The sequence below is a fragment of the Streptomyces torulosus genome, from assembly GCF_001419765.1.
Taxonomy (GTDB): Bacteria; Actinomycetota; Actinomycetes; order Streptomycetales; family Streptomycetaceae; genus Streptomyces; species Streptomyces torulosus.
The window spans coordinates 21,358-45,648 of sequence record NZ_LIRK01000342.1 but is presented as its reverse complement, the minus strand read 5'-3'; the positions used below and the strand labels follow the sequence as shown (position 1 = coordinate 45,648).

The 24,291-nt window shown below is 67.7% G+C and carries 20 protein-coding genes; 10 read left to right on the top strand and 10 right to left on the bottom strand.

The annotated features are described in order from the left end of the window. Positions 1 to 17: 17 nt before the first annotated feature. A complete protein-coding gene (locus tag AOK23_RS23660) occupies positions 18 to 1,226 on the bottom strand; it encodes an MFS transporter (protein WP_055714674.1) in 1,209 nt (402 codons plus the stop codon). 137 nt (positions 1,227 to 1,363) lie between these two features. On the opposite strand from AOK23_RS23660, the gene AOK23_RS23655 reads away from it, so the two are divergent. Then, positions 1,364 to 1,822 (top strand): MarR family winged helix-turn-helix transcriptional regulator, encoded by a 459-nt coding sequence (locus tag AOK23_RS23655; protein WP_055714673.1) that lies wholly within the window; start codon positions 1,364 to 1,366, stop codon positions 1,820 to 1,822. Positions 1,823 to 1,831: 9 nt separating this feature from the next. After that, positions 1,832 to 2,284 (top strand): GNAT family N-acetyltransferase, encoded by a 453-nt coding sequence (locus AOK23_RS23650; RefSeq protein ID WP_055714672.1) that lies wholly within the window; start codon positions 1,832 to 1,834, stop codon positions 2,282 to 2,284. A 77-nt stretch (positions 2,285 to 2,361) separates the two neighbouring features. On the opposite strand, the gene AOK23_RS23645 is transcribed toward AOK23_RS23650, so the two are convergent. After that, on the bottom strand, positions 2,362 to 3,750 hold the full coding sequence (locus AOK23_RS23645; RefSeq protein WP_055714671.1) for a serine hydrolase domain-containing protein: 1,389 nt from the start codon (positions 3,748 to 3,750) through the stop codon (positions 2,362 to 2,364). A 68-nt stretch (positions 3,751 to 3,818) separates the two neighbouring features. After that, positions 3,819 to 5,291, bottom strand: a complete 1,473-nt coding sequence (dnaB, locus tag AOK23_RS23640) for a replicative DNA helicase (RefSeq protein ID WP_055714670.1) — start codon at positions 5,289 to 5,291, stop codon at positions 3,819 to 3,821. A gap of 450 nt (positions 5,292 to 5,741) precedes the next feature. Between dnaB and AOK23_RS23635 the strand changes: the two genes are divergently transcribed. Continuing rightward, positions 5,742 to 7,088 carry an MATE family efflux transporter gene (locus AOK23_RS23635; protein ID WP_107102849.1) on the top strand — a complete coding sequence of 449 codons (1,347 nt, stop codon included), beginning with the start codon at positions 5,742 to 5,744 and terminating at the stop codon, positions 7,086 to 7,088. Positions 7,089 to 7,264: 176 nt separating this feature from the next. Here the strand turns inward: AOK23_RS23635 and rplI are convergent, their stop codons facing one another. From rplI to rpsF, 4 genes are all read right to left on the bottom strand, one after another. Further along, positions 7,265 to 7,711 (bottom strand): 50S ribosomal protein L9, encoded by a 447-nt coding sequence (rplI, locus tag AOK23_RS23630; protein ID WP_055714668.1) that lies wholly within the window; start codon positions 7,709 to 7,711, stop codon positions 7,265 to 7,267. Between the two features lie 18 nt (positions 7,712 to 7,729). Continuing rightward, positions 7,730 to 7,966 carry a 30S ribosomal protein S18 gene (gene rpsR, locus AOK23_RS23625; protein WP_003949403.1) on the bottom strand — a complete coding sequence of 79 codons (237 nt, stop codon included), beginning with the start codon at positions 7,964 to 7,966 and terminating at the stop codon, positions 7,730 to 7,732. Positions 7,967 to 8,048: 82 nt separating this feature from the next. Next, entirely contained in the window at positions 8,049 to 8,633 is a 585-nt protein-coding gene (locus tag AOK23_RS23620) for a single-stranded DNA-binding protein (RefSeq protein ID WP_055714667.1), read from the bottom strand. Between the two features lie 79 nt (positions 8,634 to 8,712). Then, positions 8,713 to 9,003: a 30S ribosomal protein S6 gene (gene rpsF / locus AOK23_RS23615; protein ID WP_004950685.1), complete on the bottom strand. Its 291-nt coding sequence runs from the start codon at positions 9,001 to 9,003 to the stop codon at positions 8,713 to 8,715. Positions 9,004 to 9,266: 263 nt separating this feature from the next. Between rpsF and AOK23_RS23610 the strand changes: the two genes are divergently transcribed. The 3 genes from AOK23_RS23610 (at position 9,267) to AOK23_RS23600 (ending at position 12,027) form a co-directional block, all read left to right on the top strand. Further along, positions 9,267 to 9,581 (top strand): hypothetical protein, encoded by a 315-nt coding sequence (locus tag AOK23_RS23610; protein WP_055537164.1) that lies wholly within the window; start codon positions 9,267 to 9,269, stop codon positions 9,579 to 9,581. 227 nt (positions 9,582 to 9,808) lie between these two features. Then, positions 9,809 to 10,930 carry a peptidoglycan bridge formation glycyltransferase FemX gene (gene femX, locus AOK23_RS23605; RefSeq protein ID WP_055714666.1) on the top strand — a complete coding sequence of 374 codons (1,122 nt, stop codon included), beginning with the start codon at positions 9,809 to 9,811 and terminating at the stop codon, positions 10,928 to 10,930. 65 nt (positions 10,931 to 10,995) lie between these two features. Next, complete coding sequence (locus tag AOK23_RS23600) at positions 10,996 to 12,027, top strand: alanine racemase (RefSeq protein WP_055714665.1); 1,032 nt, start codon at positions 10,996 to 10,998, stop codon at positions 12,025 to 12,027. A gap of 118 nt (positions 12,028 to 12,145) precedes the next feature. Here AOK23_RS23600 and AOK23_RS23595 read toward each other — a convergent pair whose 3' ends face one another. Both AOK23_RS23595 and AOK23_RS23590 read right to left on the bottom strand, forming a co-directional pair. Beyond that, positions 12,146 to 13,645 carry a glycosyltransferase family 87 protein gene (locus tag AOK23_RS23595; RefSeq protein ID WP_055714664.1) on the bottom strand — a complete coding sequence of 500 codons (1,500 nt, stop codon included), beginning with the start codon at positions 13,643 to 13,645 and terminating at the stop codon, positions 12,146 to 12,148. 195 nt (positions 13,646 to 13,840) lie between these two features. After that, positions 13,841 to 16,498 (bottom strand): transglycosylase domain-containing protein, encoded by a 2,658-nt coding sequence (locus AOK23_RS23590; RefSeq protein ID WP_206336273.1) that lies wholly within the window; start codon positions 16,496 to 16,498, stop codon positions 13,841 to 13,843. A 373-nt stretch (positions 16,499 to 16,871) separates the two neighbouring features. On the opposite strand from AOK23_RS23590, the gene AOK23_RS23585 reads away from it, so the two are divergent. The 3 genes from AOK23_RS23585 to AOK23_RS23575 all read left to right on the top strand — a co-directional run bounded on the left by AOK23_RS23585 (position 16,872) and on the right by AOK23_RS23575 (position 20,094). Continuing rightward, positions 16,872 to 17,549: a PadR family transcriptional regulator gene (locus tag AOK23_RS23585; RefSeq protein ID WP_055537159.1), complete on the top strand. Its 678-nt coding sequence runs from the start codon at positions 16,872 to 16,874 to the stop codon at positions 17,547 to 17,549. Positions 17,550 to 17,593: 44 nt separating this feature from the next. After that, positions 17,594 to 18,676 carry an inositol-3-phosphate synthase gene (locus AOK23_RS23580; RefSeq protein ID WP_055714662.1) on the top strand — a complete coding sequence of 361 codons (1,083 nt, stop codon included), beginning with the start codon at positions 17,594 to 17,596 and terminating at the stop codon, positions 18,674 to 18,676. Between the two features lie 101 nt (positions 18,677 to 18,777). Beyond that, entirely contained in the window at positions 18,778 to 20,094 is a 1,317-nt protein-coding gene (locus AOK23_RS23575; protein WP_055714661.1) for an MFS transporter, read from the top strand. Positions 20,095 to 20,147: 53 nt separating this feature from the next. Here the strand turns inward: AOK23_RS23575 and AOK23_RS23570 are convergent, their stop codons facing one another. Then, a complete protein-coding gene (locus AOK23_RS23570; RefSeq protein WP_055714660.1) occupies positions 20,148 to 21,587 on the bottom strand; it encodes a CCA tRNA nucleotidyltransferase in 1,440 nt (479 codons plus the stop codon). 235 nt (positions 21,588 to 21,822) lie between these two features. Here AOK23_RS23570 and AOK23_RS23565 point away from each other — a divergent pair, with 235 nt between their 5' ends. Next, entirely contained in the window at positions 21,823 to 24,246 is a 2,424-nt protein-coding gene (locus AOK23_RS23565) for a DUF6049 family protein (protein ID WP_055714659.1), read from the top strand. Positions 24,247 to 24,291 lie beyond the last annotated feature (45 nt).

Sequence of the window (24,291 nt, the reverse complement as noted above, 5' to 3'; positions counted from 1 at the left end):
CGGCCGACGCACAACTGTCAGCGGTGCACGGCCGTCCGCCGGTCGGCCATGGCCCCGCCGGCCACAACGGTGCTCGGCACGTACCTCCTGCGCTCCAGAGCCGCCGAGAGGAACGCCAGCACGAGGGCGCTCACCGCGAGGGCGGCTCCGACCCAGTTGGGCGCCGTGTAACCGAAGCCCGCGTCGATGACGAGGCCGCCGAGCCAGGCGGCGAGCGCGTTGCCGAGGTTGAAGGCGCCGATATTGACGGCCGAGGCCAGGGTGGGCGCACCCTGCGCCTGGTCGAGGACGCGCTTCTGCAGCGGCGGCACGGTGGCGAAGCCCAGGGCACCGACCAGCGCGATGGTCACGGCCGCGGCGACCTTGTCGCGGGCGGTGAGGGTGAACAGCGCGAGGACGACGGCCAGGGCGCCAAGGGTGACGTACAGCATGGGCATGAGCGCGCGGTCCGCGTACCTGCCGCCCACGAGGTTGCCGGCGACCATGCCGAGACCGAAGAGAACGAGGAGCCAGGTGACGGAGGCGTCGGCGAAGCCGGCGGCGTGGGTCATCATCGGCGCGATGTAGGTGATGGCGGCGAAGACCCCGCCGAAGCCCAGCACGGTCATCGCCATGGCGAGCAGGACCTGGACGTTCTTGAAGGCCGCGAGTTCATGGCGCAGGCGCACGCCCTGCGGCTTGGGCATGTCGGGGACGAGCCGGGCGACGCCCAGCAGTCCGACGACGCCCAGTGCCGCCACCGCGGCGAAGGTGACCCGCCAGCCCAGGGACTGTCCGATCAGTGTCCCGAGGGGCACTCCGATCACGTTCGCGACGGTGAGACCGCTGAACATCATCGCGATGGCACCGGCCTTCCGGTCCGGAGCGACCAGATCGGCGGCGACCACCGAGCCGATCCCGAAGAAGGCGCCGTGGGCGAACGAGGCGACCACCCGTCCGATCAGCATGACGGTGTAGGTGGGCGCGAGGGCCGCGAGCAGGTTCCCCACGACGAAGAGCCCCACCAGCAGCATCAGCATCCGCTTGCGGGACACCCTCGTCCCCAGGGCGGTCATGATCGGGGCGCCGAGCACCACGCCGAGCGCGTAGCCGGTCACGAGGAAGCCGGCGGTCGGAATGGAGACGCCGAAGTCGCCCGCGACCTCCGGCAGCACCCCCATGATCACGAACTCCGTCGTGCCGATCCCGAAGGCCCCGATCGCCAGGGCCAGCAGCGCGAGAGGCATGAGGACGTACCTTTCAGAAGATTGCAGGTGCAGTGTTCGAGCGTACACAATAATTGCAGACGCGCTATATCTGCCTGAGCTGACTATTGCACCAGTGGCCTATCCTGGGGTGAACCGCTCCGGGAAGGAGGAGACCGATGACAGCCACGGACCCCGCGCTCACCGCCCTCGCTCAGGGCTGGTGCGCTCTCTCCCTGCTGCACGGGAGGATCGAGGCCCGCATCGAGCGCGCACTGCAGTCCGGGCACGGTCTGAGCGTGCGCGAGTACTCCCTGCTGGACGTCCTGAGCCGCCAGCACGACGGCGAGGGCGGGCACCTGCAGATGAAGCAGGTGGCCGACGCAGTCGTCCTCAGCCAGAGCGCCACGACCCGCCTGGTCACCCGGCTCGAGGACCGCGGCCTGCTGTCGCGCTACCTGTGCCCGACCGACCGCCGGGGCATCTACACCGACGTCTCCGAAGCCGGGCTCAAGCTCCTGGCAGAGGCCCGCCCCACCAACGACGCCGCACTGCGCGAGGCGCTGGACGAAGCGGCGAAGAACCCCGAACTGGCGCCCCTGGTCCGCGCCGTGGAGTCACTGAACGCACCTGCGTAGGGTGCGGGCATGGAAGATCTTGAAATTCGCTCGGCGGCCAAGGACGACATCGCCGACATCGTCGCCATGCTCGCCGATGACCCGCTGGGCGCCCGGCGTGAGTCGCCGGACGATCTGACGCCGTACTTCGCGGCCCTGGAGCGCCTGAGCGGTGACCCCCACCAGCACCTGATGGTCGCCGTCCGCGAGGGCCGCGTCGTCGGCACACTTCAGCTGACGATCATCCCCGGTCTCTCCCGGCGCGGCTCCACCCGGTCGATCATCGAGGGTGTGCGCGTGCACGCGGATGAGCGCGGGAGTGGTCTCGGCACCCACCTCATCGAGTGGGCGATCGCTGAATCACGACGTCAGGGATGCCAGTTGGTCCAGCTGACGTCCGATGTCACGCGCACCGATGCCCACCGCTTCTATGAGCGACTCGGCTTCGAGGCCACCCATGTGGGCTTCAAGCTTCCGCTCTGAGCACACCCGGTGATGGGCAAGGGTCCTGTTTCACGTGAAACATCGCACGCCAGGACCCCGCCCCGCCCTTTCGGCGACTACGCGATCCCGCGCCACCCCTCGGAATCCACCCCACCGGGCACCGGAGCGCCCTGCTCGTACGGCTGACGCGTGAACACGAAGGAGCCGATGTCCAGGTGACTCACGCGCTTGTCGGGCCCTCGTACGGCCTGTAGGCGCTCTCCCGCGAAGTATCCGTTGAGACCGGTCCAGTCGCCGTCGTCGTCGCGCCGGAAGCGAGCGCTGCGCCCCGTGCCCGACAGCGGCTCCAACGACACACCTCCGCCGGCCACGAGTCGCAGCACGAAGCTGTACGTCCCCCAGTACCAAGGCCCCACCAGTTCCAGGACCGACTGGTCGACCTCGGGCAGCGGACGCCACGGCTCCGGGATGCGCGGCTCGGCCTCCGCCACGATGCGGACCAGATCGGCGGCCACCTCCGACACCACCGGCCCGGAGGTGCAGTTGGCCAGCACAACGGCCGCGACATCGTCCTCGACGCTGATGGTCAACTGTGCGAGGAAGCCTGGCACCGATCCTCCATGACCGACGAGCAACCGGCCGTCCCGGTCCTGGATCTGCATGCCTAGCCCGTATGCCGAGCCGGCCGACACATCGGCGGCGTCACCCGCGGCAGCGGCAGGCGCCCGCATCTCCTGAACCGACGCCGCGCTCAGCACCCGGTCGTCGCCCTTGGCCAAGAACGCGGCGAAGCGCGCCAAGTCCCTTGCGGTCGACCAGAGTTGCCCTGCGGGCCCCATCTTCCCGAGGTCCTCGACCCGCTCCGGCATCATCACGTCGGCCCAGGGGTGGACGGCCCACCCACCGGCGTGCGGCGCCTCGGGGTGCCACGTCGTGCGGGTGAGGCCCAGCGGTTCGAGCACCTCGCGCCGCAGGACGTCCTCCCAGGAGGCGCCCCTCACCCGCTCGACCAGCGCGCCGAGGAGCGTGAAACCGGGGTTGGAGTAGTGGAAGCGGCGGCCGACGGGATGCCGGTGCGGCTCCTCGCCGAGCACGTCGGCGAGTTCCGGACGCAGGGAGCCGGGGGTCCGCTCCCACCAGGGGGAGGGCGACTCGGCCGCCAACCCGCCCGTGTGGGCGAGCAGGTGGGCGATGGTGACCTCCCCTGCGTTGGTGCCGGGCAGATGCTTCTCCAGCGGATCACCGAGATCCAACAGGCCCTCGTCCCGCAGGCGCAGGACCAGCACCGCCGTGAAGGTCTTGGTGATCGAGCCGATCCGGTACTGCACGTCCGCGTCCGGCGCATGCCCGTCGACGGAGGTCCGCGCCCCGTTCCACACCGTCCTGTCACCTCGCACGACCGCGGCGACCAAGGACGGCGCGCGGCCCTCGGTCTGAGCGACGGCGATACGGTGCAGCAGAGCCCGGCGGGTGGCAGGAAGCAGCTCTTCCAAAGGTTGTGTCATGGGCTCAGTCCACCCGGCCCGGCCACGCACGTCGAGCACATTTCGTTCCGGACGGCCGAGCGGTCGGATCAGGTCTGGGCCATGTCCACGAACCGCGAGTAGTGACCCTGGAAGGCGACAGTGATCGTCGCCGTCGGACCGTTACGGTGCTTGCCCACGATGATGTCCGCCTCGCCGGCGCGCGGGGACTCCTTCTCGTAGGCGTCCTCGCGGTGCAGCAGGATGACCATGTCGGCGTCCTGCTCGATGGAACCGGACTCACGCAGGTCGGAGACCATCGGCTTCTTGTCCGTGCGCTGCTCGGGACCACGGTTGAGCTGCGACAGCGCGATGACCGGCAACTCCAGCTCCTTGGCCAGCAGCTTCAGGTTTCGCGACATGTCCGAGACTTCCTGCTGACGGCTCTCGGACCGCTTGCCGGACTGCATCAGCTGCAGATAGTCGATGATGACGAGCTTCAGGTCGTTGCGCTGCTTCAGACGGCGGCACTTGGCTCGGATCTCCATCATCGACAGGTTCGGGGAGTCATCGATGTAGAGGGGCGCGGCCGAGACGTCCGGCATCCTGCGGGCCAGCCGGGTCCAGTCCTCGTCGGTCATCGTGCCGGAGCGCATGTGGTGCAGGGCTACGCGCGCTTCCGCGGAGAGCAGACGCATCGCGATCTCGTTGCGGCCCATTTCGAGCGAGAAGATCACGCTCGGCAGGTTGTTCTTGATGGAGGCGGCACGGGCGAAGTCCAGCGCCAGCGTGGACTTACCCATGGCGGGACGGGCCGCGATGATGATCATCTGACCGGGGTGGAGCCCGTTGGTGAGCTGATCGAGATCGGTGAAGCCGGTCGGCACGCCGGTCATCTCTCCCGACCGTGAACCGATCGCCTCGATCTCGTCGAGTGCGCCCTCCATGATGTCGCCGAGCGGCAGATAGTCCTCGGTGGTGCGCTGCTCGGTGACCGCGAAGATCTCCGCCTGGGCTCTGTTGACGATCTCATCGACGTCGTCGTCAGCCGCGTATCCCATCTGGGTGATGCGGGTGCCGGCCTCGACCAGGCGGCGCAGGACGGCGCGCTCGTGGACGATCTCCGCGTAGTACTCCGCGTTCGCCGCCGTCGGCACCGTCTGCACCAGCGTGTGCAGATAGGAGGCGCCACCGACCTTGGTGATCTCGCCGCGCTTGGTGAGCTCGGCGGCGATGGTGATGGGGTCGGCGGGCTCGCCCTTGGCGTAGACGTCGAGGATCGCCTGATAGATGGTCTCGTGGGCCGGCTTGTAGAAGTCTGCGCCCTTGAGGATCTCGACGACGTCGGCGATGGCGTCCTTGGACAGCAGCATGCCGCCGAGGACGGACTGCTCCGCGTCGAGGTCCTGCGGCGGCACACGCTCGAAGGCCGAACCCCCGCCGTCCCACTCCCCGTTGTCCCGGCCGCGGTCGTGCTGATCGTCCCGTCCCCGGCCGCCGTCGTGGCGTCGTCGGGAGGCAGGCAGACGATCACTGGGTCCGCTGTCGGCCCACGGGTCGTCCAGGGGCTCGGAAATGCTCACCGAGCGACCTCCTCCCGTCCGCCGAGCGGACCTCGCCGTGCTTCTCAGTTCTACGGCACGACACTGACAAATGAGAGGCCCAACTCCGGTTACGGCACGTCGGATTTGCGGGGTATCCGCGGTCTGCCGAGGGAGTGGGCGCCGCACCACCGTAGGCCCGCGGGCACCTTCAGCCAATCTGGTTATCCACAGGCCATGTGGACGAAGCCCCAGATGCTGTGGAGAACTCCGCGAAACCTGTGCACGACTCGGTGGACAGCCCTGTGAACAAGCCCTCGCCTCAGCCATGGCAACCAGTCTGACCTGCATGTTTACCGTCCACCGGCTGTGCAGAAGAAAAACTTCCCCAACAGGATCAAGATCATCACGATCCGTGCGCGACGACACACTCAACCGGGCTCCGTGTAATAGCCAAAGGCGGATTGCATCTCTTACCTGTGGAAGATTAGATTGGTGCTCATGACACAGGCTCCAGCGACCTCCAAGGTCGACCGCCGGCGCCACGACCGCGAGATCGTCGCACTCGCCGTTCCGGCCTTCGGCGCACTCGTCGCCGAGCCTCTTTTCCTCATGGTCGACACCGCCATCGTCGGCCATCTCGGCACCGCACAACTCGCCGGTCTCGGCGTCGCCTCCGCCCTCCTCGTCACGGCCGTGAGCGTCTTCGTCTTCCTCGCCTACGCCACCACGGCGGCCGTCGCCCGGCGGGTCGGAGCCGGCGATCTCAGAGCAGCCATCCGCCAAGGTATGGACGGCATCTGGCTCGCTCTGCTGCTCGGTGCCGTCGTCGTCGCGGTCGTACTGCCCACGGCACCTGCCCTGGTCACCCTCTTCGGCTCGTCGGAGACAGCCGCCCCCTATGCCACGACCTATCTGCGGATCTCGGCACTGGGCATCCCCGCCATGCTCATCGTGCTCGCCGCCACGGGCGTCCTCCGTGGCCTCCAGAACACCAAGACTCCTCTGTACGTCGCCGTCGGGGGCTTCGTCGCCAACGGCGCCCTCAACGCAGGACTCGTCTACGGCGCCGACCTCGGCATCGCCGGTTCCGCCTGGGGCACGGTCATCGCTCAGTGCGGGATGGCCGCCGCATACCTCTGGGTCGTGGTCCGCGGAGCACGCAGACACGGCGCTTCACTGCGACCGGACACGGCCGGGATACGCGCTTCCGCTCAGGCGGGGGCGCCACTGCTGGTCCGTACGCTCTCCCTGCGCGCCATCCTGATGATCGCCACCGCAGTCGCCGCCCGACTCGGCGACGAGGACATCGCCGCCCACCAGATCATCCTGTCGCTCTGGAGCCTGCTCGCCTTCGCCCTGGACGCGATAGCCATAGCCGGGCAAGCCATCATCGGCCGGTATCTCGGAGCTGGCGACGCTCAGGGCGCCCGCGAAGCCTGCCGCCGCATGGTGCAGTGGGGGATCGCCACGGGTGCCGTTCTCGGGCTTGCGGTGATCGCGGCCCGTCCTCTGTTCATCCCACTCTTCACAGGGGACCCGGCGGTCCGGGAGGCCGCGCTGCCCGCACTGATCGTGGTGGCTTTCGCCCAGCCGATCTCCGGGATCGTCTTCGTGCTAGACGGTGTACTGATGGGCGCGGGGGACGGACCCTATCTGGCCCGGGCCATGCTGGTGACCCTCGCGGTCTTCGCGCCCGCCGCTCTGCTCGTCCCGACCTTCCATGGTGGCCTGACCGCCCTGTGGGGCGCGATGACACTGATGATGGCGACCCGCATGCTGACCCTGGGGCTTCGTTCCCGCTCGGGCCGCTGGATCGTCACCGGAGCCACTCGCTGAGCGGGCCAAGCGCTGTTTCACGTGAAACATCACCCGGTTCACACTGTTTCACGTGAAACAGCCACCGGTGTCGGCACCAGCGCCAGCAGATGAGGGCCACAGCGCTTCTGCACGCAAGTGGGGCCGCACCCCTTCACAGGGTGCGGCCCCACACAGTGCTCTATCGCGCGCAGCGCTTAGGCCGCGATGACCTCGATGTTGACCTTGGCGGCAACCTCGGGGTGCAGACGCACGGACGTCTCGTGAGAGCCCAGCGTCTTGATCGGAGCACCCAGCTCGATGCGGCGCTTGTCGACCTCGGGGCCACCGGAAGCCTTGATCGCGGAAGCGATGTCGGCCGGGGTGACGGAACCGAAGAGACGACCGGCGTCGCCGGAGCGGACAGCCAGACGGACCTTGACGGCCTCGAGCTGGCCCTTGACCTGGTTGGCCTGCTCGATGGTCTGGATCTCGTGGATCTTGCGAGCACGACGGATCTGCTCGACGTCCTTCTCGCCGCCCTTGGTCCAGCGGATAGCGAACTTCCGCGGGATCAGGTAGTTGCGAGCGTAGCCGTCCTTGACGTCGACGACCTCGCCGGCAGCACCGAGGCCGGAGACCTCGTGGGTGAGGATGATCTTCATGAGTCTGTCACCCTTCCCTTAGCGCGCGGTGGACGTGTAGGGCAGCAGCGCCATCTCACGGCTGTTCTTGACGGCCGTGGCGACGTCACGCTGGTGCTGCGTGCAGTTGCCGGTCACGCGGCGGGCACGGATCTTGCCGCGGTCGGAAATGAACTTCCGCAGCATGTTCGTGTCCTTGTAGTCCACGTACGTGACCTTGTCCTTGCAGAAAGCGCAGACCTTCTTCTTAGGCTTGCGCACAGGCGGCTTCGCCATGGTGTTTCTCCTGTGTGATCAAGAAGTGTGGGGTACGGCCCCCGCCCTCGACCGACAGACCGGTGATCCGGCCCGAGCGGTCCTAGAAGGGGGGCTCGTCCGAGTAGCCGCCACCGCTGCCGGAGCCTCCGCCCCAGCCGCCACCGCCGCCGCCCTGGTTGCCACCGGCGGGAGCGCTGGTCGCCCACGGGTCGTCAGCGGGAGCGCCGCCGCCCTGCTGACCGCCGCCGGGGCCTCCGCCCCAGCCGCCGCCACCCTGGCCGCCGCCACCGCCGCCGCCGTAACCACCCTGGCCACCTCGGCCGGCGGTCTTGGTGACCTTGGCCGTGGCATTGCGCAGGCTGGCGCCGACTTCCTCCACGTCCAGTTCGTAGACCGTGCGCTTGACGCCCTCACGGTCCTCGTAGGACCGCTGCTTCAGTCGGCCCTGCACGATGACGCGCATGCCTCGCTGGAGCGACTCGGCGACGTTCTCCGCCGCCTGACGCCAGACCGAGCAGGTCAGGAACAGGCTTTCGCCGTCCTTCCACTCGTTCGTCTGACGGTCGAAGGTGCGGGGGGTGGACGCGACACGGAACTTCGCGACCGCCGCACCGGAAGGGGTGAAGCGCAGCTCGGGGTCGTCGACAAGATTGCCGACGACCGTGATGACGGTCTCGCCTGCCATGGGGAACCTCTCGGCGGGTTTGCTGCTCTGGCTGCTTGGTTGCTGCTACTCGAAACCCGAGATCAGCTGAGCGGGAGGCTCAGTGGGTCTCGGGACGAAGGACCTTGGTCCGGAGGACCGACTCGTTCAGGTTCATCTGGCGGTCGAGCTCCTTGACGACCGCAGGCTCGGCCTGCAGGTCGATGACCGAGTAGATGCCCTCGGGCTTCTTCTTGATCTCGTACGCGAGACGACGACGGCCCCAGGTGTCGACCTTCTCGACCTTTCCGTTGCCCTCACGGACGACGGAGAGGAAGTTCTCGATCAGCGGGGAGACAGCACGCTCCTCGAGATCGGGGTCGAGGATGACCATCACCTCGTAGTGACGCATGTGGAACCCACCTCCTTCGGACTCAGCGGCCACGGTCGTTCCGTGGCAGGAGGGTTGTGATGCGTACGCAACGGTATCGGCCACCACTGACAATCGGGGTTCCCGCTGGGATTCCCTGTCATGGCCTGGGCAGACACCGGTGCAGACGGTACACAGTACCCGCACACCCGCTTCCGGTTGAAATTCGGCGGTGGTGACCGTCAATCTGTACACATCGGGTGTGTATGGCGCTACGATGCGCCGCCTTCCGCAGGAGGTGCCCCATGGCACAGACATTGCGACCCAACATCGCCGGATCCCTGTTCGCGACCGACGACAAGCCCCACCCCGTGCAGGACACGCTGCTCGCCGTGACGCTCGTCCTCGGTGCGGTCTCCTTCATCACGGCGATGTTCCACCACCTTCATCTGATCAGTTCCTGGACGGGGCTGGTGGGAATCCTGACCGGCGCGTACGGGCAGTTCATCTCGGAAACGACTCGTGAGCGCTTCGGCCTGATCGTGGGTCTCGGTGCCTCGGCCGTCGGCTTCTTCCTCGGCATGGCCCATGGAGGTCTGTTCGGCGGACTCATCGGCTGACTCTTCTCCCGGCCGCGGGGTCGACACGACGGGCGGTGCCTCGCACTGTCCGCCGTCCCACATCGGACCAAGCGGCCGAATAGCACCGTCCTGCGCCCCGGCCGCGCATCGGCCGGGGCCGAGGTCCCATGCGGCCATTCGGCGTGCCCGCAGGGCGCAGTAGGCTTCGGCGCGAGAGCCGGAGCCCCTGTACCCATGGGGACACACCAGCCCGAGGAGCGCCCCGAATGAGCCTGACCCTGAGGACGATCAGCCGAGAGCAGCATCTGGCGTACATCCAGAGCCTGCCCTCGGCTAGCCACATGCAGGTCCCGGCCTGGGCCGACGTCAAGGCCGAGTGGCGCTCCGAGAACCTCGGGTGGTTCGACGACAAGACCGGTGAGATGGTCGGCGCCGGCCTGGTGCTGTACCGCCAGCTTCCCAAGATCAAGCGCTATCTGGCCTACCTGCCCGAGGGCCCGGTCATCAACTGGTTCGCGCCGAATCTCACCGACTGGCTGGAGCCGATGCTCGCGCATCTGAAGAACCAGGGCGCCTTCTCGGTGAAGATGGGCCCGCCGGTGATCATCCGGCGCTGGGAGGCCACCTCCATCAAGAAGGGCATCCAGGACCCGGATGTGAAGCGGCTGCGCGACATCGAGGCCGACTTCATCGAGCCCCGCGCCTTCGAGGTCGCCGACAAGCTGCGCCGCATGGGCTGGCAGCAGGGCGAGGACGGCGGGGCCGGCTTCGGTGACGTACAGCCCCGCTACGTCTACCAGGTGCCGCTGGCGAACCGCTCCCTCGAAGAGGTCCACAAGAACTTCAACCAGCTGTGGCGCCGCAACATCAAGAAGGCCGAGAAGGCCGGCGTCGAGGTCGTCCAGGGCGGCTACCACGACCTGGAGGAGTGGCAGCGGCTGTACGAGATCACCGCTGTCCGCGACCGCTTCCGGCCCCGCCCTCTGTCGTACTTCCAGCGCATGTGGACGGCCCTCAACACCGAGGACCCCAACCGCATGCGGCTCTACTTCGCCCGGCACAACGGCGTGAACCTGTCCGCCGCGACGATGCTGGTCGTCGGTGGGCACGTCTGGTACTCGTACGGCGCGTCGGACAACATCGGCCGTGAGGTCCGGCCCTCGAACGCGATGCAGTGGCGCATGCTGCGCGACGCCTACGCCCTCGGCGCGACCGTCTACGACCTGCGCGGCATCTCCGACTCGCTGGACGAGACGGACCACCTCTTCGGCCTGATCCAGTTCAAGGTGGGCACGGGCGGCCAGGCCGCTGAATACCTCGGTGAGTGGGACTTCCCGCTCAACAAGCTGCTCCACAAGGCGCTCGACATCTACATGTCGCGCCGCTGACTCCCCCGTTTTTGCTTCCATACCTCTGATACACCGCAGCCACGAGAAAGGTTCCGGGACCGGCCATGGCGCTCACGCTCTACGTCGACACCGCGCGCTGGCGGGCACACCACAAGCACGTTCAGGAGCAGTTCCCGGGACTCGTCCCCGTCTGCAAGGGCAACGGCTACGGCTTCGGGCACGAGAAGCTGGCGGAAGAAGCCACGCGCCTCGGCGCGGACGTCCTCGCCGTCGGCACGACGTACGAGGCGGCCCGGATCAAGGACTGGTTCAGCGGTGACCTGCTGGTGCTGACGCCGTACCGACGGGCCGAGGAGCCCGTTCCCCTGCCCGACCGCGTGATCCGTTCCGTGTCGTCGGTCGACGGCGTGTACGGCCTCGTGGGCGCCCGCGTGGTCATCGAGGTCATGTCCTCGATGAAGCGGCACGGTGTGAGCGAGCAGGAACTGCCCCAACTCCACGCGGCCATAGAGAACATCCGCCTGGAGGGCTTCGCCATCCACCTGCCGCTGGACCGCACCGACGGCTCCGACGCCGTCGAGGAGGTCATCGGCTGGATGGACCGCCTGCGTGCGGCCCGTCTGCCGCTGCACACGATGTTCGTCAGCCACCTCAAGGCCGAGGACCTCGCCCGGCTGCAGCAGCAGTTCCCGCAGACTCGCTTCCGCGCCCGGATCGGCACCCGGCTGTGGCTGGGGGACCACGAGGCCACCGAGTACCGCGGAGCAGTCCTGGACGTCACGCGCGTCTCCAAGGGCGACCGCTTCGGCTACCGGCAGCAGAAGGCGGCCTCGGACGGCTTCCTGGTGGTCGTGGCGGGCGGCACGTCGCACGGGGTGGGGCTGGAGGCTCCCAAGGCCCTGCACGGCGTCATGCCGCGTGCCAAGGGCGTCGCCCGAGCCGGCCTCGCGACGGTCAACCGGAACCTTTCTCCGTTCGTCTGGGGCGGCAAGCAGCGTTGGTTCGCGGAGCCGCCGCACATGCAGGTGTCGATCCTCTTCGTGCCCGCGGACGCCCCCGAGCCGCAGGTCGGCGAGGAGTTGGTGGCCCATCTGCGGCACACCACCACTCAGTTCGACCGGATCGTCGACCGCTGATCCATGCCCGCCCGGCCGCCACACGGTGCCGGGCGGGACCGCAAGCCGCATTCATGTGAAAGGCCGTGAACGGGGTTCCCGTGCACGGCCTTTCGTGTGCCTCACCTGCCGCGTTCGCTCAGGGCGAACGGTCCGTGGAGTCCTGGCTGCCCCACTCCACAAGGGGGCCGTCGAAGTGCGCTGCGTGCCGCGGGGGACGGGCGGCGGCACCGTACACATGGACGTCTTCCGCGCCGTCCAGCACGCCGCCGGACGGATCGTCGTCTCCGGCGCGGCGCACCATGTCCCGCTCCGGCATGAAGATGTCGCGTACCACGATGACGCACAGGTACAGCGTTCCCAGCAGATGAGCCATGATCGCCACGTGGTAGCCCTCGGGGGGCAGTCCCTTGTGGGCCTCTCCGCTCGTCGTGTACGCGAGGTACAGCCAGATCCCCAGGTAGTACACGACCTCACACGCCTGCCAGATGAGGAAGTCGCGCCAGCGGGGCCGGGCCAGCGCGGCCAACGGCACCAGCCAGAGCACGTACTGCGGTGAGTAGACCTTGTTGGTGAGGATGAAGGCCGCCACGATCAGAAAGGCCAGCTGGGCGAAGCGCGGACGCCGTGGCGCGGTCAGTGCCAGTGCGGTGATGCCGCCGCAGATGAGGAGCATGGCGATCATCGCGTACGCGTTCGCCGTCTCAGGGGTGATCTGGATGTTCATCCGCTGCGAGATGACGAGGAAGGCGGAGCCGAAGTCGACGCCTCGTTCCTGGCTGAAGCGGTAGAACTTCGCCCAACCGTCGGGCGCCAGGAGCATCACGGGGAGGTTCACCGCGAGCCAGGCGCCGACCGCGCCAAGGAGCGCGATCCCGAACTCGCGCCACTTGCCCGCTCGCCAGCACAGGACGAAGAGCGGGCCGAGCAGTAGGAACGGGTAGAACTTGGCGGCTGTGGCGAGCCCGATCAGCACACCGAAGGCCAGAGGGCGCTGACGCGACCACATCAGCATCGCGACCGCCAGCAGGGCCACGGCGAGCAGATCCCAGTTGATGGTCGCCGTCAGAGCGAACGCCGGCGCCAGGGCCACCAGAAGGCCGTCCCAGGGGCGCCGGCGATGGATGCGCGCGGAGCACACGGCGATGACCGCCGCGCAGGCCATCAGCATCCCCGCGTTGACCATCCAGTACCACTGCTCTTGTTCCTGGATGGTGCCGCTGCCCGGGGTGAGCCATGCCGCGACCTCCATGAAGACACCGGTCAGCACCGGGTACTCGAGGTACTCCATGTCGCCGGGGATCTTGTCGAAGTACGGCACCAGCCCGTCGGCGAAGCCGCGCCCCTGATAGAGATGAGGGATGTCCGAGTAGCAGGCGTGGGTGTACTGGGAGCTGGCCCCGAAGAACCAGGCGCCGTCGTAGCAGGGCAGCTTCTGCACCATGCCCAGCGCGAACATGCCGATCGCGACGAGGGCGACGACCCGGACCGGGCTCCACCAGGACGTCCCGAGCAGTGCACGTCGCCCGATGGGGCCGCCGATCAGCTCACTGCCGGCCGCAGCGACCTCGTCCTCTTTGGTCGGCCGCACCGGCTCCGGCTCGTCCACGCTCATTCGCGTCGTCTCCGCACTGGGCATGCCGCACATCCTGCCGTACGTGCCCAGGACTACGTCGAGGACCGCCGCATCCAGCTGTCCGGGATGGCTTGTGTTTCACGTGAAACAGCCTCTTGAGCGCCCGCTCTCGTGCCGCCGCACACGAGAAGGGCCGCCGCACCTCAGCGGTGCGGCGGCCCTTGTTTCACGTGAAACACCCTCTACCGGGACGAAGAGCTATCCGGCGGGTCCTCCGAAGAGTCCCCCGTTCTGATTGCCTCTTGTGTTGTCCTCCGGTTCGCTCGGGGTTGGTGTCACCCCGCCGTCCGTTCCACCGGTGTCCGTGCCCCCTGTGTCCGTACCGCCGGTGTCCTGACAGGTCGGGTCGAACGGGTTCTTGCAGGGCTTGTCGCTGGGCGTCGGCGACGGAACGACAGGCTCGCTCTGGGACGGCGACGGCGACGGCTCCGGGCTCTCCTCCGGGCTCTCTTCCACCGAGGGAGTCGGCGTCGGGTCCGGGTCGTCGTTGACGATCACACCGATGGGCTGCGGCTCCGGGAACGCCTTCGGAGGCACGTTCCTGAGCGCGTCCTCCATGTAGTCGTGCCAGATCTCCGCCGGGAAGGAGGCACCATGGATCGTCTTCTGGCCACCCGTGCCGTACATCTCCAAGAACGTGCGGTTCTTGTTGGATTCGTCGTCGTCCATGCGGTACATGCTGATCGCCGTCGACAACTGCGGGGTGTACCCGACGAACCAGGCCGACTTGTTGCCGTCGGTCGTACCGGTCTTGCCGGCCACCTCGCGGCCGGCCAGCTGGGCCGAGGTACCGGTTCCCTTGTCGACGACGGTCTTGAGGACGTCGGTGACGTTGTCGGCGACGTCCGCGGTGAAGGCCTCCTTGGGGGAGGCGATTTCTTCGTGGTCGAACTTCGTCAGGCCCTCGTACTCGACCTTACTCACGGAGAACGGGTCGTTCTGCTTGCCGCTGGCGGCGAAGGTCGCGTACGAGCCCGCCATACGGATGGCGCTGGGGTCAGAGATACCGATCGAGAACGAGGGGAAGCTGGTGCCCGTGAGGCTGTCCTTCTTGAGGCCCGCCTCGATGGCCGCTTCCTTCACCCGGTCGAGACCGACGTCCATGCCCAGCTGGACGAAGGCGGAGTTCGCCGAGACCCGCATCGCCTCACGCAGGTCGATCTGGTACTTCGGCGCGCTGCCGTACGACTCGTCGCCGTCGTTGGCCTGCAGCCACTCCTTGCCCTCTTCATTGGTCCAGACGGTGCCGTCGTAGTCCTCGATCTTGAGGTTGTTCTTGCCGCTGTAGAGGCTCTTCGGCGAGACGATGGTGCGCTCGTCCTGAGCCTGATCCGGGTCCAGATCGGGGTCGCGCTTGCCCCAGGTCATGGCTGCCGCCAGGACGAAGGGCTTGAACGTCGAACCAACCTGCGCTCCGGTCACGTCGGCGTTGTTGGTGAAGTGCTTGGTGGCGTCCTCACCGCCGTAGATCGCCTCGATGGCACCCGACTTCGGATTCACCGACGCCCCGCCGAACTGCACATGCGTGTCCGTCTCCGGCCGCAGCTTGGGCTTGATGTGCTCCTTGCGCACCTTCTTCACGGCCGCTTCGAGTTCCTTGACCTTGTTTTTGTCGAAGGTCGTGTGGATCTCGTAGCCGCCCTGCTCGAGCTGCTTCGGCGTGATGTCGGTGTTGTTGAGGATGTAGCCCTTGGCCGTGTCGACGAGGTAGCCGATCTGCCCGCCCAGCTGGGCGTTGGACCTGGGCCGCTCGATCTTGGGAAAGTCCTTGTACTTGGCCCGCGTACCCGGCGAGAGGCGCTTGTCCTTGACCATCTCGTCGAGGATCCATCCCCAGCGGTCCGTGGCCCGCTTGGTGTTCGCCTCGGGCGTGGCTGCTGGGTCGATCGACGTCGCTCCGGCCGGGTCGTAGTACGTCGCACCCTTGAGGATGGCGGCGAGGAAGGCGCACTGACTCGGGTTGAGCTTCTCGGCATCCTCGCCGAAGTACGTGCGGGCGGCAGCCTGAAGGCCGTAGGCGCCACGGCCGAAGTAGGCCGTGTTCAGGTAGCCGCGCATGATGTCTTCCTTCTCGACGGAGGCGCCCACCTTCACCGAGATGAAGAGTTCCTTCACCTTCCGGGAGAGGGTCTGCGACTGGTCGTCGAGCATGGCGTTCTTGACGTACTGCTGGGTGATGGTCGATCCACCCTGCGTCTGGCCGCCCTTGGCCATGTTGACGACGGCGCGGGCGATACCCATGGGGTCGACGCCGCTGTCCGTCTCGAACGTCTTGTTCTCGGCCGACATGACCGCGTAGCGCATCGCCTTGGGGATCTTCTCGTAGGCGATGATCTGGCGGTTGACCTCACCACCCGTCGCGACCATCTGCGTGCCGTCGGACCAGTAGTAGACGTTGTTCTGCGCCGTCGCGGCCTCGGCCGGGTTGGGCACCGCGACGACGGCGTACCCGATACCGGCGGCCGCCACGAGGCAGCCGAAGAACCCGATGAAGAGCGCCGTCACCTGGCGCCAGGACGGCACCCACCGCATGGCCCCGTACTTGCCGACGCGCGGATAGTCGATGAAGCGCTTCTTGCCGGGAGGAGCAGGCCGGCCCCGACCCGGTCCGCGTCCCGCGGGCTCGGCCGCTCTCCGGCGGCTGCCACCGGTGCCGGTACTTCTCTGCGCTGCCCGTCGGGCCGCTGCGCGTCCCTCGTAGGGGGAGTCATCACCTCCCGCCCCGTAGGTCTCGGAAAGTGACCCATTGGTGCCCCGCGGTGCAGCGCGGCGGCCGGAGGGCGCCGATTGGCCGCGCCTGGCCGCGGCACGTCCGCCTCCCTGCGGCTGCGGCGGTTTGCGACGGTGCTCGCTCATCGAACGACTACTCCTCGGGCAGGCGCACCCGTGCGCGCCTGGAAACGGCGGCTGGTTTCCGGTCCCCCCGAAGTACGGATGCGGTCGTGTTGGCATTCATCCGTACCGCACCCAGGACCACGACGTGCTCTAACGTCACTCGCTTCCCGGTGGTGTGCATGCCGGACAGACTACGCACCGTCAAAACCTACTGAGCACCGAACTTCACCCCAAATCCGGCAACTTGCTTCGTATCAATCAGTGATGTGACCCCGTTCACCGTGCCCCCACTTGTCGCATACGTAGGGGCGTTCTATCGTCGTGATGTATCGAGTCGATACATCAGCTCGGCATAGTGAGTGTCGGGACGGCCAGCAGGAGAGGGGAGGCGACGATGAGCCGGCGCTCCGGGATCCTCGAGTTCGCCGTACTCGGCCTGCTGCGCGAAGCCCCCATGCACGGTTATGAGCTGCGCAAACGACTCAACACTTCACTGGGTGTGTTCCGCGCCTTCAGCTACGGGACGCTCTACCCCTGCCTCAAGACGCTGGTCGCGAGCGGCTGGTTGATCGAGGAGTCGGGGGGTGCCCAGGACGACGCTCCCGCCGCCCTCACGGGCCGCCGCGCCAAGATCGTCTACAGGTTGACGGCGGAAGGCAAGGAGCACTTCGAGGAACTGCTCTCGCAGACGGGTCCAGACGCGTACGAGGACGAGCACTTCGCCGCTCGCTTCGCGTTCTTCGGGCAGACCTCCCGCGATGTGCGCATGCGCGTCCTGGAGGGCCGACGCAGCCGTTTGGAGGAACGGCTGGAGAAGATGCGTGCCTCCTTGGCACGCACGCGCGAGCGCCTCGACGACTACACGCTTGAGCTCCAGCGCCACGGGATGGAGTCCGTGGAGCGCGAGGTGCGCTGGCTGAACGAGCTCATCGAAAGCGAGCGGGCGGGCCGTGATCTGAAGGGTCCCGCCCATGGAGAACCCGCTCGCGACACCACAGAGGGAGCGCCGGGCGCCCTGCCCCGGCCCGGGGACACCCCCGGTCCGGATGCGCCCGGCGACACCGCCACGTGAGGTCCCTGCCAGGACCTCACTCGTACACACAGGGAGCAACCGGAATGGGTTCGGTTCGCGTAGCCATCGTCGGCGTGGGTAACTGCGCCGCGTCGCTGGTGCAGGGAGTCGAGTACTACAAGGACGCCGACCCGGCGTCCAAGGTCCCCGGCCTCATGCACGTGCAGTTCGGTGACTACCACGTCCGAGACGTGGAGTTCGTCGCGGCCTTCGACGTCGACGCGAAGAAGGTCGGACTCGACCTCGCGGACGCCATCGGCGCCTCCGAGAACAACACCATCAAGATCTGCGACGTGCCGAGCACCGGCGTCACCGTCCAGCGCGGCCACACCCTCGACGGTCTCGGCAAGTACTACCGCGAGACCATCGAGGAGTCCGCCGAGGCCCCGGTCGACGTCGTCCAGGTCCTCAAGGACAAGCAGGTCGACGTCCTCGTCTGCTACCTGCCCGTCGGCTCCGAGGTCGCGGCGAAGTTCTACGCCCAGTGCGCCATCGACGCCAAGGTCGCCTTCGTCAACGCCCTGCCGGTCTTCATCGCCGGCACCAAGGAGTGGGCGGACAAGTTCACCGAGGCGGGCGTCCCGATCGTCGGCGACGACATCAAGTCGCAGGTCGGTGCCACCATCACGCACCGCGTCATGGCGAAGCTGTTCGAGGACCGGGGCGTCGTCCTGGACCGCACCATGCAGCTGAACGTCGGCGGCAACATGGACTTCAAGAACATGCTCGAGCGCGACCGCCTCGAGTCCAAGAAGATCTCCAAGACCCAGGCCGTCACCTCCCAGATCCCCGACCGGGAGCTCGGCGAGAAGAACGTCCACATCGGCCCGTCCGACTACGTGGCCTGGCTCGACGACCGCAAGTGGGCCTACGTCCGTCTCGAGGGCCGTGCCTTCGGTGACGTCCCGCTGAACCTGGAGTACAAGCTCGAGGTCTGGGACTCCCCGAACTCCGCCGGCGTCATCATCGACGCGCTGCGCGCCGCGAAGATCGCCAAGGACCGCGGTATCGGCGGCCCGATCCTGTCGGCGTCGTCGTACTTCATGAAGTCGCCGCCGGTGCAGTACTTCGACGACGAGGCGCGGGAGAACGTCGAGAAGTTCATCAAGGGCGAGGTCGAGCGCTGACGGAACGAGGCGCGGTGCGCTAAGTTCACTCGCTCTACGGGTCGTTGAGGGTCCCCGGGTCGTACACCCGGGGACCCTCCCCCTATGTGAGGCTGTGCCCCATGGCTGTCGTACGAGACCTGCGGGTGCTCCTGCGCTTCCGGGACTTCCGGCGTCTGCTCGCCGTACGACTGCTCTCCCAAGGAGCGGACGGGGTCTACCAGGTCGCGCTCGCCACCTACGTCGTCTTCTCCCCGGAGAAGCAGACGTCGGCCGCGGCGATCGCCTCGGCCATGGCCGTCCTGCTCCTTCCCTACTCCCTCGTGGGGCCCTTCGCCGGTGTCCTGCTGGACCGCTGGCGGCGCCGTCAGGTGCTGCTCCACGGCAATCTGCTGCGCGCACTGCTCGCGTCGGTGACGGCCGTCCTGATCCTGATCCACGTTCCGGACTGGCTCTTCTACGTCTCCGCGCTCTGCGTCACGGCGGTCAACCGCTTCGTGCTGGCCGGGCTCTCCGCCTCACTGCCCCGTGTGGTCGATGCCGACCGCTTGGTGGTCGCCAACTCCCTCTCTCCCACCGCCGGCACGCTCGCCGCGACAGCGGGCGGTGGACTCGCCTTCGTCGTACGGCTGCTGGGCTCGGACTCGGATGCCGTGGTGGTCCTCCTCGGCTCGGCGCTGTATCTGTGCGCGGCCCTCGCCTCGCTGCGCCTCGCCCGGGATCTGCTCGGCCCGGACCCCGCGTGGATACAGACGCGGTTGGGTGTCGCGATCGCCGGCACGGCACGGGGGCTGGTGGCGGGCGTACGACATCTCGTCGCACCGGGGCGGCGGGCAGCGGCGTGGGCGCTCGCGTCGATGACGATGATGCGGTTCTGCTACGGCGCCCTCACGGTCATGGTGCTGATGCTGTGCCGGTACGCCTGGTCGTCATCACCATCAGGAGCGGCCGACGCGGAGGAGGGGCTCGCTCTGCTCGGACTCGCCGTGGGGATCTCGGGGGCGGGTTTCTTCACCGCGGCCGTGCTGACGCCCTGGGCGACTGGACGTCTGGGGCCGGCCCTCTGGATCGTGACGTGCGCCGCAACCGCCGCCGTACTGGAACCCGCTCTCGGCCTGCCCTTCACGGAGCGACCCATGCTGGTCGCCGCGTTCGTCCTGGGGCTCGTCACTCAGGGAGCGAAGATCTCGACGGACACGATCGTGCAGTCAGCCGTCGACGACGGCTACCGCGGTCGTGTCTTCTCGCTCTACGACGTTCTCTTCAACGTGGCGTTCGTCGGCGCCGCGGCAGTGGCCGCGCTGATACTCCCTCCCGACGGCCGCTCCGTCGCCCTGGTGATCACGGTGGCAGTGATCTATGGAGCCGTCGCCGTGGGCATGGCGCGCTTCGGAATGGCGAAGCAGTCGCACCAGACAGGCCGGCGCACGGTGACCTGAGCCCGATGTTTCACGTGAAACATCGCGCCGTCGCTGAGGCAGCCCCCCGGAACCTAGGGCATTTGAGCCCACCACTCCTTGAGCGCCGCCACCGCCTCGTCATGCTCCATCGGCCCGTTTTCCAGCCGCAGCTCCAGCAGGAACTTGTAGGCCTGCCCGATGACCGGGCCCGGGCCGACGCCCAGGATCTCCATGATCTGGTTGCCGTCGAGGTCTGGACGGATGGCGTCCAGCTCCTCCTGCTCCTGAAGCTGCGCGATGCGCTCCTCCAGACCGTCGTACGCACGGGACAGCGCACTCGCCTTGCGCTTGTTCCGCGTGGTGCAGTCGGAGCGGGTCAGCTTGTGAAGGCGATCGAGGAGCGGACCCGCGTCGCGGACGTAGCGGCGGACGGCGGAGTCCGTCCACTCTCCGGTGCCGTACCCGTGGAAGCGCAGATGGAGCTCGACAAGACGCGAGACGTCCTTGATGAGGTCATTGGAGTACTTGAGGGCCGTCATGCGCTTCTTGGTCATCTTGGCCCCGACCACCTCGTGGTGATGGAAGGAGACCCGGCCATCCGTCTCGAAGCGCCGCGTACGGGGCTTGCCGATGTCATGCAGCAGCGCGGCGAGGCGGAGGGTGAGGTCGGGCCCGTTCTCCTCAAGCGCGATCGCCTGTTCCAGGACGATCAGCGTGTGGTCGTAGACGTCCTTGTGCCGGTGGTGTTCATCACGCTCCAGCCGCAGCGCGGGAAGCTCGGGCAGGACGTTCTGGGCGAGACCGGTGTCCACCAGCAGGGTCAGACCCGTGCGGGGGTGCGCGGAGAGGACCAGCTTGTTCAGCTCGTCCCGCACCCGCTCCGCGGACACGATCTCGATCCGGCCGGCCATGTCGGTCATCGCCGAGACGACCTCCGGCGCGACCTCGAAGTCGAGCTGCGCGGCAAATCGAGCGGCCCGCATCATGCGCAGCGGGTCGTCGGAGAACGACTCCTCCGGCGTACCGGGGGTGCGCAGCACTCGCGCCGCTAGATCCTCGAGCCCACCGTGCGGGTCGATGAACTCCTTCTCCGGCAGCGCCACCGCCATCGCGTTGACGGTGAAGTCACGCCGCACGAGGTCTTCCTCGATGGAGTCGCCGTACGACACCTCCGGCTTGCGGGAGGTCCGGTCGTAGGCCTCCGACCGGTACGTCGTGACCTCGATCTGGTAGCCGTCCTTCTGGGCCCCTACCGTGCCGAAGGCGATCCCGACCTCCCATACGGCGTCGGCCCAGGGACGCACGATCTTCAGCACGTCCTCGGGGCGGGCGTCCGTCGTGAAGTCCAGGTCGTTTCCGAGCCGGCCGAGCAGCGCGTCCCTGACCGACCCGCCGACCAGGGCCAGCGAAAAACCCGCCTCCTGGAAACGGCGGGCAAGATCGTCGGCGACGGGGGCGACGCGCAGCAGTTCACTCACCGCGCGGCGCTGCACCTGGCTCAGGGCACTGGACTGTTCGTTGGCGTTCGGCACAACAGAAAAGGGTACGTGGCCACCGTGGCGGTGGTCGCCTTCATTGAACGTGCACAACGGTTTCGCGTAGATGACCCCATCCCCGGCCCCTTTGATACGTGTACATACAGGGACAGCCCGGTCCCGCCGCCCGATCTTGTGGCGCGGACCGCGGCACTTCACCTCGGCGCGCATCGTTACCATGCGTGGACGCACATTCCGACGACCACTGACGACGACGAGGACGGGCGAGCGCGTGGCCGAGGCGGCAGACTTCCAGGGGACCAGTCCCTCACCTGCCCGCCGCTGGCTGCTGCGTGCAGGGGCGCTGATCGCCGGGGCGCCGCTGCTGGCCGGTCTGCTCCAGCTCTCCGCCGCTCCGGAGGCACTGGCGGCGCCGAAGGCCGCGCCGACCGATGCCACGGGGACGAACACCGTCGCTGTCTCGCTCGACTCGCTCAGCCCCAGCGCGCCCACCGACGGCGACACGGTCACCGTCTCCGGCACGGTGACCAACAGGGGCAAGCAGACGATCACGGACGCCCATGTGGGCCTGCGGGTGGGCTCGGCTCCCCTCACGACCCGCTCCGCCATCGACAGCGCGGCCAAGCGCAACGGGTTCGACCAGTTCGTCGACGGGACGGAGGTCGGCGGGAAGTACGTGGAGAAGTTCTCCAAGCTCGCTTCCGGTGTGGCCCAGCCCTTCACCATCTCAGTGCCGGTCAAGGAGCTGGACCTCGATGCGGACGGCGTCTACCAGCTCGGTATCTCCCTCTCGGGCCAGACCTCCGCGGCCCGGTACGACCAGATCCTCGGCATCCAGCGCACGTTCCTCCCGTGGCACCCCGACGAGGCGGACTCGAGGACGAAGACCACGTACCTCTGGCCCCTGATCTCCACCAGCCACCTCACGGCCGAGACCGGGCCCGGAGAGCGCCAGGCGCCCACGTTCCTCAACGACGACCTGGCCAAGGAGATCTCCGCGGGCGGTCGCCTGGAGCAGATGCTGGCGTTGGGCAAGGATCTCGATGTCACCTGGGTGATCGACCCCGACCTGCTGGCGTCCGTCGTCGCGATGACCGAGAGCTACAGCGTCCGAAGCGGAAGCACGACCGTCCCGGGCAGGAGCCAGGCGGTCGCCAACGCGTGGCTGGCCGACCTCGAGACCGCGGTCCAGGGCAAGGAAGTGGTCGCGCTCCCCTTCGCGGACCCCGATCTGGCGTCGCTGGCGCAGAACGGCAAGGCCGTCACGGGCTCCCTCAGCCGCCTCAAGGACGCCACCGACGTTGCCGCGGACACCGTCGAGAACATCCTCCACGTGGAGCCGAACACCGAGTTCGCATGGCCCGTGAACGGCGCTGTGGACCCGTCCATCATCAAGGTCGCCACCTCGGCGGGCGCCGACACGGTGATCGCCCGCAGCGACAGCCTTCAGGAGAACCGCGGCCTGTCCTACACGCCCACCGCCGCCCGCCCCATCGGTGGCGGCACCACGGCCGTCGTCGCGGACGCCCAGCTGTCCACGGCGTTCCAGGGCGACATGACGAAGGCCGAGAGCTCCACGCTGGCGGTGCAGAGGTTCCTCGCCCAGAGCCTGATGACGAACCTGCAGACCGACAGGCAGCGCAGCATCGTGATCGCCCCGCAGCGCATGCCCTCGGCCAGCCAGGCCCAGACGATGGCACAGGCCCTGACCACGCTCCAGGGCGGTACCTGGTCGCAGTTCCAGGATCTGTCCGCGGCGTCCGAGGCGAAGCCCGACCCGAACGCCAGCACCAGGATCCCTTCCGCCTCGGCGTACCCCAAGTCGCTGCGCAAGCAGGCGCTGCCGAAGTCGGCGTTCGAGGAGATCCACGGCACACAGAGCGACCTCGACCGCTTCAAGGTGATCCTCAACCGCCAGTCGCGTGTGGTCACCCCCTTCGGCCGGACCATGGACCGGGAGATGTCCACGTCGTGGCGGGGGCACGCCGCGGACGCGAGGGCCTACCGGGACGGCGTGCAGTCCTACCTGGACACGCTCACCAGCCAGGTCCGGCTGATCGAGAAGTCCGAGACGAAGCTCTCGGGGCGCAGTGCCACGATCCCCGTGACCGTGCAGAACAACCTCGTGCAAGGCGTCGACAACCTGACCCTACGCCTCACGTCACGGCTTCCGAAGCGCCTGAAGATCGGCGACGACGACTACGACGAGCGGTCCATCGACATCTCGGGCGGACACAGCGAGTCCGTGAAGTTCACCACCAACGCCAAGGCCAACGGCAAGGTCGACGTCGTCGCCCAGCTCTACACGAAGGACGGCCAGAAGTACGGCTCCCCGGTCGTCTTCACGGTGAGCGTCACCGAGATCACTCCCACGGTGATGCTCGTCATCGCCGGCGGTGTCCTGCTCCTCGTCCTCGCCGGGTTCCGGATGTACACCCAGCGCAAGCGCGCCGCCGCCCGCCAGGCGGCGGAGGGCGCCTCGCAGGACGAGCCGGCGGACAGCACTTCTCCGGACGAGGAAGCGAACACCGAGGCGACTTCGGTCGTACACACTGACGGAGTCGTACACACTGACGAAGGGGATTCCTCGGCCGAGCCCGTGACAGACGCGCCGGAGCACCCGAGTGACCCGGCCACGGACACCGCATCGGAAAACACCGACCGGTCCGGAACGGGTGAGAGAGTGGACCGTTGAGCGATTGTCGTGGCCCGTGGGCCCGGGGACGATGAGGTGGGGTAA

Excerpts from the sequence above, each read along its gene's own strand:
- rpsR (WP_003949403.1), bottom strand. The coding sequence starts at position 7,966 with ATGGCGAAGCCGCCTGTGCGCAAGCCTAAGAAGAAGGTCTGCGCTTTC.
- AOK23_RS23650 (WP_055714672.1), top strand. The coding sequence starts at position 1,832 with ATGGAAGATCTTGAAATTCGCTCGGCGGCCAAGGACGACATCGCCGAC.
- AOK23_RS23610 (WP_055537164.1), top strand. The coding sequence starts at position 9,267 with ATGGCACAGACATTGCGACCCAACATCGCCGGATCCCTGTTCGCGACC.
- rpsF (WP_004950685.1), bottom strand. The coding sequence starts at position 9,003 with ATGCGTCACTACGAGGTGATGGTCATCCTCGACCCCGATCTCGAGGAG.
- AOK23_RS23595 (WP_055714664.1), bottom strand. The coding sequence starts at position 13,645 with ATGCCCAGTGCGGAGACGACGCGAATGAGCGTGGACGAGCCGGAGCCG.
- AOK23_RS23600 (WP_055714665.1), top strand. The coding sequence starts at position 10,996 with ATGGCGCTCACGCTCTACGTCGACACCGCGCGCTGGCGGGCACACCAC.
- AOK23_RS23645 (WP_055714671.1), bottom strand. The coding sequence starts at position 3,750 with ATGACACAACCTTTGGAAGAGCTGCTTCCTGCCACCCGCCGGGCTCTG.
- AOK23_RS23585 (WP_055537159.1), top strand. The coding sequence starts at position 16,872 with ATGAGCCGGCGCTCCGGGATCCTCGAGTTCGCCGTACTCGGCCTGCTG.
- AOK23_RS23580 (WP_055714662.1), top strand. The coding sequence starts at position 17,594 with ATGGGTTCGGTTCGCGTAGCCATCGTCGGCGTGGGTAACTGCGCCGCG.
- rplI (WP_055714668.1), bottom strand. The coding sequence starts at position 7,711 with ATGAAGATCATCCTCACCCACGAGGTCTCCGGCCTCGGTGCTGCCGGC.
- AOK23_RS23620 (WP_055714667.1), bottom strand. The coding sequence starts at position 8,633 with ATGGCAGGCGAGACCGTCATCACGGTCGTCGGCAATCTTGTCGACGAC.
- AOK23_RS23660 (WP_055714674.1), bottom strand. The coding sequence starts at position 1,226 with ATGCCTCTCGCGCTGCTGGCCCTGGCGATCGGGGCCTTCGGGATCGGC.
- AOK23_RS23590 (WP_206336273.1), bottom strand. The coding sequence starts at position 16,498 with ATGAGCGAGCACCGTCGCAAACCGCCGCAGCCGCAGGGAGGCGGACGT.
- femX (WP_055714666.1), top strand. The coding sequence starts at position 9,809 with ATGAGCCTGACCCTGAGGACGATCAGCCGAGAGCAGCATCTGGCGTAC.
- AOK23_RS23655 (WP_055714673.1), top strand. The coding sequence starts at position 1,364 with ATGACAGCCACGGACCCCGCGCTCACCGCCCTCGCTCAGGGCTGGTGC.
- AOK23_RS23575 (WP_055714661.1), top strand. The coding sequence starts at position 18,778 with ATGGCTGTCGTACGAGACCTGCGGGTGCTCCTGCGCTTCCGGGACTTC.